Raw genomic sequence first — 14,457 nt, 5'->3', positions numbered from 1 at the left:
TGAATGTGCGTTGCTGCGGTGCAATGAGGCGTTGCGCTTCGCCTCCGCCTAACATACATGAACGTCTGTAAACGACGATGCGGAGAGCTGACAGCTTTTCCGCATCTATCATTTTGAGGGCCTCAGGCCCGAACCTGCACCTTTTGGGGGCCGCTGCCCCTCCTTGCTCGTGGAAAAAAACCGATGCGGATCATGAGACCGATTGCAATTGCGACGATGGGAAGCCTTCTCGTTCTGGCCGGCTGCCAGAAGGAGGAGCAGAACGCCGGCGCCCCAGCCATGCCTCCTGCGCAGGTGGCGGTCATCACCACGAAAGCCGAGGAAGCGCCCATCACCAACGAACTGCCGGGCCGCATCGCTGCGACGCGCACGGCCGAGGTGCGCCCGCGCGTCTCCGGCATCGTCGTCGAGCGCGTGTTCCAGCAGGGCTCAATCGTGAAGGAAGGCGATGTGCTCTATCGCATCGACCCCGAGCCGTTCCGCGTCCAGGTCGCCAGCGCCGAGGGCACGCTGCGGCGCGCCAAGGCGGTGCAGCTGCAGGCCAAGCAGGCCGCCGACCGTCAGGAGCAGCTGAAGAAGTCCAACGTTGCTTCCGCACAGCAATTCGACGATGCCGTCGCAAACCTGGCGGCTGCCGACGCGGACGTCGCGATCGCCGAAGCCGGCCTGGCCACGGCCAAGCTCAACCTTCAATACTCCGAGGTGACCGCGCCGATCAGCGGCCGGATCGGCCGTGCGCTGATCACCGAAGGCGCCCTCGTCAACGCCAACGGCGCCGAGGCACTGGCCACCATCCAGCAGCTCGACCCGGTCTATGCGGACTTCACCCAGTCGGCGACCGACCTCATCCGCCTGCGCAAGGCGCTCGAGGAGGGCGACCTGATGAGCGACGAGAACTCGGCCGACGTGAAGCTGTTGTTCGATGATGGCACCACCTACGGGCATCAGGGCAAGCTGCTGTTCTCCGAGGCCGCGGTGGACACGACCACCGGCCAGGTGACGCTGCGCGGAGAGTTCCCCAACCCGTCGAACGACCTGCTGCCGGGCATGTATGTCCGCGTCCAGATCCAGCAGGGTATCGAGAAGGATGCGATCCTGGTGCCGCAACAGGCGGTGCTGCGTGACACCGGCGGCCAGGCGCAGGTCTATGTCGTCAATGCCGAAAACACCGTCGAGGTGCGCCGCATCACCGTTGGCCGCGTCGTCGGACAGCGCGCGGTCGTCACCAGCGGGCTGCAGCCGGGCGAAAAGATCGTCGCCGAAGGCTTCCAGAAGGCGCGTCCCGGCAGCGTGGTCGCTCCGTCGGAATGGAATCCGGCAGGCGCAGCGGAGCAGGCCGGCGGCGAGACCGCCGAAGCCGCGCCCGCGGACGACGCGAAGGCCGAACCGGCCGCCGCAGCGAATTGAGGTCCTGACCAATGCCACGTTTCTTTATTGACAGGCCGATCTTCGCCTGGGTTGTCGCCATATTCATCATGATCGCGGGTCTGATCACGATTCCGATGCTGCCGGTCGCGCAGTATCCGAACGTGGCGCCCCCGCAGATCTCGATCGGCACGAGCTATCCGGGTGCCTCGCCCGAGGACATGTACCTCAGCGTCACCCGTCCGATCGAGGAAGAGCTGAACGGCGTTCCTGGTCTGATCTACTTCGAGTCGACCTCGGAATCCTCCGGCCGCATCTCCATCAACGTGACCTTCGCGCCCGGCACCGACATCGACCAGGCGCAGGTGGAGGTGCAGAACCGTATCGCACGCGTCGAGCCGCGTCTTCCGCGGTCGGTGACCCAGCAGGGCATGCGCGTCGAGCAGGCCGGCACCAGCTTCCTGATGGTGGTGGCGCTGACCTCCGAGGACGGCAACACCGATGCGATCGGCCTTGGCGACTACATGAGCCGCAACGTCATCGGCGAAATCCGGCGCGTGCCGGGCGTCGGCAGCGCCACGCTCTTCTCCACCCAGCGCTCGATGCGCATCTGGGTGGATCCCGACAAGATGGTCGGCCTCAGCCTGACCGTCGACGACGTGACCCGGGCAATCGCCGCGCAGAACGCGCAAGTCTCGGCAGGCCGCATCGGCGCGCAGCCGAACCCCGTCAACCAGCAGATCTCCGCGACCGTTCTCGTTCGCGGCCAGCTCGCCACGCCCGAGCAGTTCGGTTCGATCGTCCTGCGGGCCAACCCTGACGGATCCTCCGTCCGGCTGCGCGACGTCGCGCGCATCGAAGTCGGCGGCGAAACCTATAACTTCTCCGCCCGGCTGAACGGCAAGCCGACCGCGGCCATCGGCGTCCAGCTGTCACCGACTGCCAACGCTATGTCGACGGCTGAGGGCATCCGGGAAAAGATGGACGAACTGGCGCAGTTCTTCCCGCCGGGCATCAGATACGAGATCCCCTATGACACGACGCCCTTCGTCGAGGCGTCGATCGAGAAGGTGGTCCATACGCTCATCGAAGCCATCGGCCTCGTGTTCCTGGTGATGTTCCTGTTCCTGCAGAACATCCGCTACACGGTCATTCCGACGCTCGTCGTGCCGGTGGCGCTCCTCGGCACCTGTGCGGTCATGTTTGTCGCCGGCTTCTCGATCAACGTGCTGACCATGTTCGCCATGGTGCTGGCGATCGGCATTCTCGTGGACGACGCCATCGTCGTTGTGGAGAATGTCGAGCGCATCATGGCCGAGGAGGGGCTGCCTCCGAAGGAGGCGACCCGAAAGGCGATGGGCCAGATCACCGGCGCGCTCATCGGCATCACGCTGGTGCTGACGGCCGTGTTCGTTCCCATGGCTTTCTTCCCCGGTGCAGTCGGCATCATCTACCAGCAGTTCAGTCTGACGATGGTGGTGTCGATCCTGTTCTCGGGCCTCCTGGCACTCTCGCTGACGCCGGCGCTCTGTGCCACGTTCCTGAAGCCGATCGCCCCCGGGCATCATCAGAAACGCGGCTTCTTCGGCTGGTTCAACCGCAGCTTCGACAAGACCACGAATGGCTATACCGGCATGGTCGGCGGCGTCGTCAAGCGCTCCGGCCGACTGATGGTCGTCTATCTGGCGCTGCTCGTCGGCCTCGGCTACGCCTATATCCAGCTGCCGACGTCGTTCCTGCCGAACGAGGACCAGGGCTTCCTGATCGTCGACATGCAGGCCCCGTCCGAGGCAAGCGGCAGCCGCACCCAGCAGGTGATCGAACAGGTCGAGCAGATCTTCGGCAAGGAAGAGGCGGTCGATCGCGTGGTGGCGGTTTCCGGCTTCAGCTTCGCCGGTTCCGGCCAGAACGCCGGCCTTGCCTTCGTCAGCCTGAAGGACTGGTCCGAGCGCGGGCCGGAAAACTCGGCGGATGCGATCGCCGGACGGGCCAACGGGCAGATCTTCGGCAGGGTCAAGGACGCGATGGCATTTTCGCTCTCGCCGCCGCCGATCCAGGGCCTCGGCAATTCGAGCGGCTTCACCTTCCGCCTGCAGGACCGCGGCGGCATGGGCCAGGCCGCGCTATCGGCGGCGCGCGACCAGCTGCTGGCCGCCGCCCAGCAGAGCAAGATCGTCGCCGGCCTGCGCGTCGAAGGCATGCCCGATGCCGCTCAGGTCAACCTGATCATCGACCGCGAGAAGGCGAACGCTTTCGGCGTCACCTTCGCGGATATCAACTCGACGATCTCGGCGAACCTCGGCTCGTCCTACGTCAACGACTTCCCGAACGCCGGCCGCATGCAGCGCGTGACGGTGCAGGCGGATGCGGAAAAGCGCATGCAGACTTCGGACCTGCTGAAGCTTAACGTCCGCAACGCCAGCGGAGGCATGGTGCCGCTGTCCTCCTTCGCTTCGGTGGAGTGGATCCGCGGCCCGGCCCAGATCGTCGGCTATAACGGCTATCCGTCCGTCCGCATCAGCGGCCAGGCCGCCCCCGGTTACTCCTCGGGCGATGCCATTGCCGAGATGGAGCGGTTGGCCGCCGACCTGCCGAACGGCTTCGGCTACGAGTGGACCGGCCAGTCGTTGCAGGAGATCCAGTCGGGCTCGCAGGCGCCAGCGCTGATCGCACTGTCGATCCTGTTCGTCTTCCTGCTACTGGCGGCGCTCTATGAGAGCTGGTCGATCCCGCTGTCGGTCATGCTCGTCGTGCCGCTCGGCGTCATCGGCTCGGTGCTGGCGGTCATGCTGCGCGGCATGTCCAACGACGTGTACTTCCTCGTCGGACTGATCGCCATCATCGGCCTGTCGGCGAAGAACGCGATCCTCATCATCGAGTTCGCCAAGGACCTGCGGGCCGAGGGCAAGCCGCTGAAGGAAGCGGCGATCGAGGCGGCACGGCTCCGCTTCCGTCCGATCCTGATGACCTCGCTCGCCTTCACGCTCGGCGTTCTGCCGCTGGCCATCGCCACGGGCCCGAGCGCTGCCAGCCAGAACGCCATCGGTACTGGCGTCATGGGCGGGATGATCTCGGCCACCGTGCTTGCGGTCGTCTTCGTGCCGGTGTTCTTCGTGTTCATCATGAAGATGTTCGGCGGCAAGACCAAAACCGAACCAGCGCCGGCAGTCGCACCTGCCCCCGGCGAGTGAGAACCTGGGTGCCCGCCGCAAGGCGGGCACTTTGCTATAAGGAGTTGAAATGCGCAGGACCAAGGCCGAAGCCGAGGCTACGCGCCGGCAGATCATCTGCGCGGCGGAACGGGTCTTCTTCAAGAAGGGCGTCTCCAACGCGACGATGGAAGATGTGGCGAAGGCCGCCGGCGTCACCCGCGGTGCCATCTACTGGCATTTCGCCAATAAGACCGCGCTCTTCATGGAACTCTACAAGTCCGTGCCGTTGCCGCAGGAAGACATGGTCGCCCGCGAGCTCGAATCCGACGATGCGGACGTGTTTGCCGTCGTGGAACGGGCGGCGGCGAAGTGGCTCGACGCGCTCGCCAGCGACGAGCAGCGCCAGCGCATCCTGACCATCCTCCTGCGCTGCGATTATTCCGGCGAGTTCGCGCCTGTCCTGGAAAAACAGCAGCATGTCGACGACGACCACAAGTGCAAGCTTGAAAGTGCGCTCGCGCGCGTGGCCTCGAAGGGACAGCTCAGCGCCTGCTGGACGCCGAGATCCGCCGCATCGGCGCTGCGGTGGATGATGAAGGGGCTCTGCAGCGAATGGCTGCTTCATGGTCGCCGTTTCGATCTTGCCGGAGAGGGTCGTGAGAACCTGCGCCGCCTGATCGAGAGCCTGCGGGGCGCGGATGCCACTCGAGCGCGTTGAGTGCGGGTATTTTCTAGAGTCTTGCCATACATTTGGCGCCGATTGCTGGACTTGAGAATCAAGTTGAGCAGTGGGCATTTTCCTTTGGGGCCGAACTGATGGAATCGCAACAGGACAGCGCCTGACGAAGGAATGCGCACTTTCTGACCAGCGCTTACCGGCCCGCCGTCCTCATCGGTTCAGTTCCGGATAGGGTTCCCAACCGGGCCGCAGTTTCTCCCCGATCATGCAGTCGGCGTGGCTCGCAGCGGGAAGCAAGCGGGCCGGAGGCTGGTTGCCGCTGACCTCCAGCACCAGCTTGCGGCGGATCGCCGTCGCGAAATCTTCCGGCTTCTGCACGGATATGACGAAGGCGCCAGGGCCACCGATCACGCAATCCCCATAGTACTGATCGAGCGGCCCATGGGATGCGGATGGCCGTATCATGATCGCGAGCCCGTTGATGACGATGCCGAGCGCGGTCGCCGCATCGCGCGCCGGCGTGACCGGCGCCCCGTAATTGTTCGGCCCGTCCCCGGAGATGTCGATCACCCGCCGCGTGCCGGCATAGCCGTTGTCGTCGAACAGCCCCGAGCCATAGGCGATCGCCGTCGAAAGAGAGGTGCCCCGCAACGACGTGAATGGGCGCTTCTGGATCAACTGCGCAAAGCCGACGGCATCGTCGTCGGTTTCGATGACCGACCATGGCAATTGCGAGTTCGTGGCGATCGTGCCGCCCCACTCGTAGTAGCTGATGGCAATGCGGCCGTGATAGCCTTCGCGGATGGCGGCGAGAAAGTCGGGATGCATCAACGCCTCGACATATCCCGCTCGCTGGACCTGCGCTTCCTCGAGATCCATCGAGCCGGAAACGTCCACGGCCAGAACGAGTTCGAGGTCGACGGCGACGCCTGGCTCGTTGGCGGCGATTTTGGTTTCCCCGACGGCGGCCAGACTGAGGAGGGTGGCGATGGCGGCGAGCAACATCCTGCGTCTCCTTTCGTAGAACAGCGTGCTGTTCCCGAAATGCGCGATGCGGCGTCAGGCGGTTAACATCATTCTGGTCCCGACCGCCCGATCCGGCCGAACGGCGGGTGGCGCGAGGCTCGCGGGAATATCCCGCCGTCGCTTGCGCCTGTCGCAGACCTGACTTTAGCACAGGCGCTCGGCGGTGCCGAACCAAACAGCTCTTCAACTCTCGGTGAGGCGGTTGGCATATGATGCTGCTGCGAGCGCTTTGGGCGGAGCGCGCAATGCCTCAAGCCGCAAGCTGCGAGGCGGCCGACATAAGATCCTCTGCCTTCGGTATCCGACAGGCGCCCTTGCGAATGGGCGGAGCTCTTCCCGAATGGGGCAGATCACGCGTCCGGAGCCGGATCAGGCAATCGCCGTCACCCGCGTTTACCGGCCGTCAAGCGCGATCAGCCGTTCAGCAGCGCTTGCATGGTATTGATCAGCCGCCGGTGCTGATGGGCGTGACGGGTGCGCACGTTGACAGCGGCATAGACGGTTTGCGGGATCGGCTCCGCGCCCTGGACGCGGTTGACGGCGCCGGTTCGCAACAGTCGCCGCGCGTCGGCCTCGATCACGTAGGCCGAGCCGCCGAGCTTCGTCAGTAGGGCGATGATCGCCGTGGTCTCGCCGCTGGCGATCGGCGCGGCGGAGAGGTGCGGGTGGGCCTGGCGATGCAGGCGGTCGAAGGCTGGCGAATAGACAGCCTGGATGTAATCCTCCGGGCGGATGTCGGCGATGGTCGTCACCTTGTTGCTGACCAGTTCGTACAGGACGTCGCCGATGCGCTCGTAGTGCAGGTCGGGCAGGTAGTGCGGCGTGTAGAGGATCGCCAGGTCGAGTTCGCCGGCGGCGAGATCGCGGTTCATCTGGATGGAATAGTCCACCTCCACATAGATCGACGTGCCCGGCAGTTCCTTGCGCATGGTCGCAAGCCAGTCGCCGGCATAATGGGCCGCGAGGTCGTGCTGGAGCCCGATGCGCATCGAGCGTTCATAGGCGCCGGCCGACTCGACGGCGCGCGCGGCCTCGTGCCACTGGTGCTGCAGGGCCTTGGCGTGGTCGTGGAAGCGCAATCCGGCCGCGGTCGGCTGGGTGCCGCCCTTGCTGCGGGTGAAAAGCGGCCGGCCGAGCACGCCTTCCAGCGCTTTGATCCGATGCGACACGGTCGACTGGGTGACGTTCAGTTGCTCCGCCGTACGGTTGAAACTGCGGGTCTCCATCAGGTCCAGATAGGTTTCGATCAGTTCGATCTGCATGTGCGTGCCCGGCTGCGGAACTTACCCTTCATCGGCCGTCGGTACCCTCCGGCCTCGGCGCAGCTTCAGCGGCCCTGTAGCGCCTCGGACATCGCGAGAGCGAAGAGGCGTTCAGGGACATTCTCCCACCTGGTTGGAAGAAGCTGCCGACGAGCGCATCAGGGTGAAGCTTCCAAGCGTATCCGGTTTCACATTAATCGAATTATTCGATTAATAAAGCGGATTCTGCCTGCTTGCCGCCGATCGATTTGATTGCCACAACTCGCCTGCATCAGGGGGGAATACCATGTCGAACTTGCCATCACATGCGCGCGTCGTCATCATCGGAGGCGGGGCTGTCGGCGCCTCGGCGCTCTATCATCTGGCCAAGGCCGGATGGACCGACTGCGTGCTTCTGGAGAAGAACGAGCTGACGGCAGGCTCGACCTGGCATGCGGCCGGCAACGTGCCGACCTTCTCCGCCTCCTGGTCGATCATGAACATGCAGCGCTATTCGGCCTCGCTCTATCGCGATCTGGGCGCGCTGGTCGACTATCCGATGAACTACCACGTCACCGGCTCGATCCGCCTCGGCCACTCCAAGGAGCGCCTGCAGGAGTTCAAGCGCGTCGTCGGCATGGGCCGGTACCAGGGCATGGACCTCGATATCCTGACGCCGGACCAGATCAAGTCCCGCTATCCTTTCGTCGAGACGCACGACCTGACCGGCGCGCTCTACGATCCCAATGACGGCGACATCGACCCGGCGCAGCTGACGCAAGCCCTGGCAAAGGGCGCGCGCGACATGGGTGCGAAGATCTTCCGTTTCTGCCCGGCGACCGGCGCCCGCCGGGAGAACGAGGAGTGGGTGATCTCGACGCCGCAAGGCGAGATCCGCTGCGAATACGTCGTCAACGCCGCAGGCTACTACGCCCGCGAGGTCGGCAAGTGGTTCGGCCGCGACGTGCCGATGATGGTGATGAGCCACCAGTACGTCCTGTTCGAGGAAATCCCGGAACTCGCCGCCTGGTCGAAGGAGGTCGGCCACAAGCTGCCGCTGCTGCGTGACGTCGACAGTTCCTACTATCTGCGCCAGGAAAAGAACGGCATGAACCTCGGGCCGTACGAGAGGAACTGCAAGGCGCACTGGACGACGCCGGACGATCCGATGCCGGACGATTTCTCCTTCCAGCTCTACCCGGACGACCTGGAGCGGCTGGAATGGTACCTGAACGACGCCTGCGAACGCGTGCCGATCCTCGGCACCGCCGGACTGTCGCGGGTGATCAACGGGCCGATCCCCTATGCGCCGGACGGCAATCCGCTGATCGGCCCGATGCCGGGCGTGCCGAACGCGTTCGAGGCCTGCGTCTTCACCTTCGGCATCTGCCAGGCGGGCGGCGCCGGCAAGGTGCTGGCCGAATGGATCACCGAAGGCGAGACGGAGTGGGACATGTGGTCCTGCGATCCGCGCCGCTACACCAGCTTCGCCGCGGACCAGGACTACTGCATCGCCAAGGGCATGGAGATCTACGGCCACGAATATGCGATGCATTTCCCGAAGCACGCCTGGCCGGCCGGGCGCGACCGGAAGCTCTCGCCGATCCACGACCAGGTCAAGGCGCTGGGCGCGCAGTTCAAGCCCTTCAACGGCTGGGAGCGCGCCAACTGGTATGCCAAGCCCGGTGACGATACCTCCGAGCAGGCAACGCAGACCTGGAACCGCGAAGGCCCTTGGCGGCCGCGCATCGAGGAGGAATGCCGCGCGGTGCACGAGGCCGCCGGCATCCTCGATCTTCCCGGCTTCTCGCGCTTCCGCGTCCAGGGTGCGGGGGCGACGGCCTGGCTGTCGACGCTCACCACCGGCAAGCTGCCGAAGCCCGGCCGCATCGGCCTTGCCTATTTCGCCGACGACAAGGGCCGCATCGTCACCGAGATGTCGGTGATGATGCTGGACGAGGACTTCTTCTTCCTGATCACCGCGGCGACGGCACAGTGGCACGATTTCGAGTGGCTGAAAAAGCACCTGCCGAACGATGCCGCCTTCACGATCGAGGACGTCACCGACAACTTCTCCTGCCAGATTCTCTCCGGCCCGAACTCTCGGGCGATTCTGGCCGAGGTCTCCGACGCCGACCTTTCCAGGGGCTGGCTGACGCACCAGAGCTGTCAGATCGCCGGCCGCTGGTGCCAGCTGGTGCGGGTGTCCTTCGCAGGCGAGCTCGGCTGGGAGATCCACAGCAAGGTCGAGGACACCGCGACGATCTTCGATGCCGTCTGGACCGCCGGCCAGAAGCACGGGCTGAAGCCGTTCGGCATGGAGGCGCTGGACTCGCTTCGCATCGAGAAGGGCTACCGTGCCTGGAAGGGCGATCTTTCGACCGACTACACGATCCTGCAGGGCGGGCTCGAGCGCTTCGTCGACTGGTCCAAGCCTGCCTTCAAGGGCAAGGCGGCGCTGGAGCGCGAAAAGCAGCAGGGCATTTCCAAGCGCTTCGTGCTTCTGACGGTGGAGGCCGGCGAATGCGACGCCCCCTACATGTCGACGCTCTGGCACGGCGGCAAGGTGGTCGGCGAGACCACCTCCGGCAACTGGGGCTACCGCACCGGCAAGTCGATCGCGCTCGGGATGCTGCGTGCCGACCTCGCCGAGCCGGGCACGGAAATCGAGGTCGAGATCTACGGCGACCGCTTCAAGGCTACCGTCCAGCCGGACGGACCACTCTATGATCCCAACAATGAAAGACTGCGTGCATGAGCAAGACCATTCCCTCCAAGGCGAGAGCCGTGATCATCGGCGGCGGCGTATCCGGCTGTTCGGTCGCCTATCACCTCGCCAAGCTCGGCTGGACCGACGTGGTGCTGCTCGAACGCAAGCAGCTGACTTGCGGCACGACCTGGCACGCGGCCGGTCTGATCGGCCAGTTGCGCGCCTCGCAGAACATGACGCGGCTCGCGAAGTATTCGGCCGACCTCTACGTCAAGCTGGAGGCGGAGACCGGTATCGGCACCGGCATGAAGCAGTGCGGCTCGATGACGGTGGCGCTTACCGAGGAGCGCAAGGAGGAGATCTATCGCCAGGCCTCGCTGGCCCGCGCCTTCGACGTGGACGTGCGCGAGATATCGGTCGACGAGGTGAAGGCGATGTACCCGCACCTCAACACGGCGGACGTCAAGGCGGCCGTGCACCTGCCGCTTGACGGCCAGTGCGACCCGGCCAACATCGCGATGGCGCTGGCGAAGGGTGCACGGCAGAACGGCGCGACCGTTATCGAGGGCGTCAAGGTCACCTCGGTGCTGACGAAGGACGGTCGCGTCACCGGCGTCACCTGCGAGCAGAACGGCGAGACCTTCACGATCGAGACGGAAAACGTTGTCAACGCCGCCGGCATGTGGGGGCGCACCCTCGCCGACATGTCGGGCGTGACGCTGCCGCTGCACGCCTGCGAGCATTTCTACATCGTCACCGAGCCGATCAACGGCCTGAAGCAGCTCCCCGTCCTGCGCGTGCCGGACGAATGCACCTACTACAAGGAAGACGCCGGCAAGATGCTGATCGGCGCCTTCGAGCTGAAGGCCAAGCCCTGGGGCATGGAGGGAATCCGCGAGGACTTCTGTTTCGACCAGCTGCCGGAGGATTTCGACCATTTCCAGCCGATCCTGGAAAACGCCATCAACCGTCTGCCGATGCTGGAGACCGCCGGCATTCATACCTTCTTCAATGGTCCCGAGAGCTTCACGCCGGACGACCGCTACTATCTTGGCGAGGCGCCGGAACTGAAGGGCTACTGGGTCGCCGCCGGCTACAACTCGATCGGCATCGTCTCCTCCGGCGGCGCCGGCATGGCGCTGGCGCAGTGGATGAACGACGGCGAGCCGCCCTTTGATCTTTGGGAGGTCGACATCCGCCGTGCCCAGCCGTTCCAGAAGAACCGCGCCTATCTGAAGGACCGTGTCTCCGAGACGCTTGGCCTGCTCTATGCCGACCACTTCCCCTATCGGCAGATGGCGACGGCCCGCGGCGTGCGCCGCTCGCCGATCCACGAGCACCTGAAGGCTCGCGGCGCCGTCTTCGGCGAGGTCGCCGGCTGGGAGCGCGCCAACTGGTTCGCCAAGGAAGGGCAGGAGCGGGAATACCGCTACAGCTGGAAGCGGCAGAACTGGTTCGAGAACCAGAAGGAGGAGCACCTGGCGGTGCGCAACGGCGTCGGCCTGTTCGACATGACCTCCTTCGGCAAGATCCGCGTCGAAGGCCGCGATGCGCTCGCCTTCCTGCAAAGGCTCTGCGCTAACCAGATGGACGTGACCCCCGGCCGCATCGTCTACACGCAGATGCTGAATGATCGCGGCGGCATCGAGAGCGACCTGACGGTAACGCGCCTGTCCGAGACCGCCTTCTTCCTCGTCGTGCCCGGCGCGACGCTGCAGCGCGACCTTGCATGGCTGCGCAAGCACGTCCGCGATGAGTTCGTCGTCATCACCGATGTGACGGCAGCCGAAAGCGTGCTCTGCGTGATGGGGCCGAAGGCGCGCGAGCTGATGCAGAAGGTCAGCCCCAACGACTTTTCGAACGAAGGCCATCCCTTCGCCTCGGCGCGGCAGATCGAGATCGGCATGGGGCTGGCCCGCGCCCACCGGGTCACCTATGTCGGCGAACTCGGCTGGGAGCTCTACGTCTCCACCGACCAGACGGCGCACGTGTTCGAGACGCTGGAGGCGGCAGGTGCTGACGTCGGCCTGAAGCTGTGCGGCCTGCATACGCTCGACAGCTGCCGGATCGAGAAGGCCTTCCGCCATTTCGGTCATGACATCACCGACGAGGACCACGTTCTCGAGGCCGGCCTCGGCTTTGCGGTGCGCACAAAGAAGGGCGAGTTCATCGGCCGCGACGCGGTGTTGCGCAAGGAGGAGGAAGGCCTGAAGCGGCGGATGCTGCAGTTCAAGCTCGCCGATCCCGAACCGTTGCTCTTCCACAACGAGGCGCTGGTGCGCGACGGCAAGATCGTTTCGATCATCACCTCGGGCAACTACGGGCATCATCTCGGCGGCGCCATCGGCATGGGCTATGTGCCCTGCGAGGGCGAGAGCGAGGAGCAGGTGCTGGCGTCCAGCTACGAGGTCGAGATCGCCGGCGTGCGGGTCAAGGCGGAAGCGTCGCTGGTGCCGATGTACGATCCGAAGGCGGCGCGGGTACGGATGTAACCTGTATCGCCCACCCGCCTGCCGCCGCCCGTCCGTAGCCAGAACAGAGGAGGCGGCGCGAGATAGCACAATCCCTCACGGTTCGTGAGGGATTGGCAGGAAGTGCCAAAATCGACCGCCGGGGAGGGAAAAATCTCGCCCCGGCACGCAACCGCCGAACCTTGGAGGAGGGGCAGGCGGTGCGTCAAAACTGGGCGCCTGAGGGCGGGAGGGAAAGAAATGAGCATTGTCGAAGCATCACAGAACTCGCGGCGAGCCGGCGGACGCGCGGCGCGCGTCGCCATGCGGGCCGCGCCTCTGGCCGAAAACATCCGGCCGGTCCGGCCCGGCCTGCCGGGTGGCCAGTACAAGCCGCTGACCGAGGCAGGCGTGCGCCGCATCCACGAGGCGGCGCTCGATGCGCTGGAGAACATCGGCCTGTCCAACGCGCCGAAATCCGGCATCGAGATCATGACCGGCGCTGGCGCGATCCTGGGCGAAGACGGCCGCATCCGGTTCCCCCGCGCATTGGTGGAGGACATGCTGGCAGTCGCCGCACGCGACATCACGCTCTATGGCCGTGATCCGAAGTACGACCTGGAACTGTCCGGCACGCGCGTCTACTACGGCACGGCGGGCGCTGCGGTCCACATCGTCGACGTGGAAAAGCGCGAATATCGGGAATCGACGGCGAAGGACCTCTATAACGCCGCCCAGCTCGTCCATCATCTCGACAACATTCACTTCTTCCAGCGGGCGATGGTCTGCCGCGACGTGGCCGACAACTTCCTGATGGACATCAACACGCTCTATGCCTGCTGCGCCGGCACGTCCAAGCATGTCGGCACCAGCTTCTCCGACCCCTCGCACGTGGCGGGCTGCTTCGACCTCATCCACATGATGGCGGGCGGCGAGGACAAGTGGCGCGAACGGCCCTTCGTGTCGAACTCGAACTGCTTCGTCGTGCCGCCGATGAAGTTCGCCGAGGAGAGCTGCATCACCATGGAGGCCTGCATCCGGGCCGGCATGCCGATCCTGCTGCTTTCGGCAGGGCAGGCGGGCGCCACCGCACCCGCGCCGCTCGCGACCGCGATCGTGCAGGCGGTCGCCGAGTGCCTGGCGGGTGTCGTCTATGTCAACGCCATGGCGCCGGGGCATCCGGCGATCTTCGGCACCTGGCCCTTCGTTTCCGACCTCAGGACGGGCGCGATGTCCGGCGGTTCGGGCGAACAGGCGCTGCTGACGGCCGGCTGCGCGCAGATGCACCAGTTCTACGGGCTGCCGGGAGGCGCGGCGGCGGGCATCGCCGATTCCAAGCTGCCCGACATGCAGGCGGGCTGGGAACAGGCGATCTCCAACGTCATGGCCGGTCTGTCGGGCCTAAACATGGTCTACGAAGCCGTCGGCATGCATGGCTCGCTGCTCGGCTTCTGCATGGAAAGCCTCGTGCTCGGCGACGACCTGCTCGGCCAGGTGCAGCGTTGCGTCCGCGGCATCGACGTGACCGAGGATTCGGTTTCGCTCGAGACCATGCGTTCGGTCTGCATGGGCGGCCCCGGCCATTACCTCGGCGATCCGCAGACGCTGTCGCTGATGCAGACGGAGTATGTCTATCCGGCCGTCGCCGACCGCACGAGCCCGAAGGAGTGGGCCGAGATCGGCAAGCCCGACCTGGTCGCCAAGGCGATCGAACGGAAGAACCGGATTCTTTCGGAGGCCGGCCGGCCGCTGTTCGACCGCGATGTCGACCTGGCGGTGCGCGAGAAGTTCAAGATCTATTTCTGAAGTCTGTCTCCCGGAACCGGGACCCGGT

General features: G+C 65.2%; 8 protein-coding genes. 6 read left to right on the top strand and 2 right to left on the bottom strand.

All coding sequences use genetic code 11. The annotated features are described in order from the left end of the window. Window positions 1-183: 183 nt before the first annotated feature. Genes C7449_RS18730 through C7449_RS18720 form a run of 3 tightly spaced genes read left to right on the top strand, consistent with a single transcriptional unit; the run spans window position 184 to window position 5,235 of the window. On the top strand, window positions 184-1,407 hold the full coding sequence (locus C7449_RS18730; protein ID WP_108004421.1) for an efflux RND transporter periplasmic adaptor subunit: 1,224 nt from the start codon (window positions 184-186) through the stop codon (window positions 1,405-1,407). Window positions 1,408-1,418: 11 nt separating this feature from the next. Continuing rightward, window positions 1,419-4,556 carry an efflux RND transporter permease subunit gene (locus C7449_RS18725; RefSeq protein ID WP_108004420.1) on the top strand — a complete coding sequence of 1,046 codons (3,138 nt, stop codon included), beginning with the start codon at window positions 1,419-1,421 and terminating at the stop codon, window positions 4,554-4,556. A gap of 49 nt (window positions 4,557-4,605) precedes the next feature. Beyond that, the gene (locus C7449_RS18720; RefSeq protein ID WP_108004419.1) at window positions 4,606-5,235 is read left to right on the top strand and encodes a TetR family transcriptional regulator; all 630 of its coding nucleotides are present in this window, start codon (window positions 4,606-4,608) and stop codon (window positions 5,233-5,235) included. 171 nt (window positions 5,236-5,406) lie between these two features. Here the strand turns inward: C7449_RS18720 and C7449_RS18715 are convergent, their stop codons facing one another. Then, window positions 5,407-6,201, bottom strand: coding sequence for a DUF1194 domain-containing protein (locus C7449_RS18715; RefSeq protein WP_108004418.1), 795 nt, complete (start codon window positions 6,199-6,201; stop codon window positions 5,407-5,409). A 434-nt stretch (window positions 6,202-6,635) separates the two neighbouring features. Further along, entirely contained in the window at window positions 6,636-7,484 is an 849-nt protein-coding gene (locus C7449_RS18710; protein ID WP_108004417.1) for a LysR family transcriptional regulator, read from the bottom strand. Window positions 7,485-7,770: 286 nt separating this feature from the next. Between C7449_RS18710 and C7449_RS18705 the strand changes: the two genes are divergently transcribed. The 3 genes from C7449_RS18705 to C7449_RS18695 all read left to right on the top strand — a co-directional run bounded on the left by C7449_RS18705 (window position 7,771) and on the right by C7449_RS18695 (window position 14,429). After that, the gene (locus C7449_RS18705) at window positions 7,771-10,221 is read left to right on the top strand and encodes a GcvT family protein (protein ID WP_108004416.1); all 2,451 of its coding nucleotides are present in this window, start codon (window positions 7,771-7,773) and stop codon (window positions 10,219-10,221) included. Continuing rightward, complete coding sequence (locus C7449_RS18700; RefSeq protein WP_108004415.1) at window positions 10,218-12,665, top strand: GcvT family protein; 2,448 nt, start codon at window positions 10,218-10,220, stop codon at window positions 12,663-12,665. The genes C7449_RS18705 and C7449_RS18700 overlap by 4 nt, the downstream gene beginning before the upstream one ends. Window positions 12,666-12,884: 219 nt before the next feature. Next, complete coding sequence (locus tag C7449_RS18695) at window positions 12,885-14,429, top strand: trimethylamine methyltransferase family protein (RefSeq protein WP_108004414.1); 1,545 nt, start codon at window positions 12,885-12,887, stop codon at window positions 14,427-14,429. The last annotated feature ends 28 nt before the right edge of the window (window positions 14,430-14,457 follow it).

Source organism: Mycoplana dimorpha (assembly GCF_003046475.1).
Taxonomy (GTDB): Bacteria; Pseudomonadota; Alphaproteobacteria; order Rhizobiales; family Rhizobiaceae; genus Mycoplana; species Mycoplana dimorpha.
The sequence above is the reverse complement of the archived record's forward strand: the minus strand, read 5'-3'. Positions and strand labels throughout refer to the sequence as shown.

Bases quoted from the DNA above. Each gene is read 5' to 3' on its own strand.
- C7449_RS18730 (WP_108004421.1), top strand. From the start codon at position 184: ATGCGGATCATGAGACCGATTGCAATTGCGACGATGGGAAGCCTTCTC.
- C7449_RS18725 (WP_108004420.1), top strand. From the start codon at position 1,419: ATGCCACGTTTCTTTATTGACAGGCCGATCTTCGCCTGGGTTGTCGCC.
- C7449_RS18720 (WP_108004419.1), top strand. From the start codon at position 4,606: ATGCGCAGGACCAAGGCCGAAGCCGAGGCTACGCGCCGGCAGATCATC.
- C7449_RS18715 (WP_108004418.1), bottom strand. From the start codon at position 6,201: ATGTTGCTCGCCGCCATCGCCACCCTCCTCAGTCTGGCCGCCGTCGGG.
- C7449_RS18710 (WP_108004417.1), bottom strand. From the start codon at position 7,484: ATGCAGATCGAACTGATCGAAACCTATCTGGACCTGATGGAGACCCGC.
- C7449_RS18705 (WP_108004416.1), top strand. From the start codon at position 7,771: ATGTCGAACTTGCCATCACATGCGCGCGTCGTCATCATCGGAGGCGGG.
- C7449_RS18700 (WP_108004415.1), top strand. From the start codon at position 10,218: ATGAGCAAGACCATTCCCTCCAAGGCGAGAGCCGTGATCATCGGCGGC.
- C7449_RS18695 (WP_108004414.1), top strand. From the start codon at position 12,885: ATGAGCATTGTCGAAGCATCACAGAACTCGCGGCGAGCCGGCGGACGC.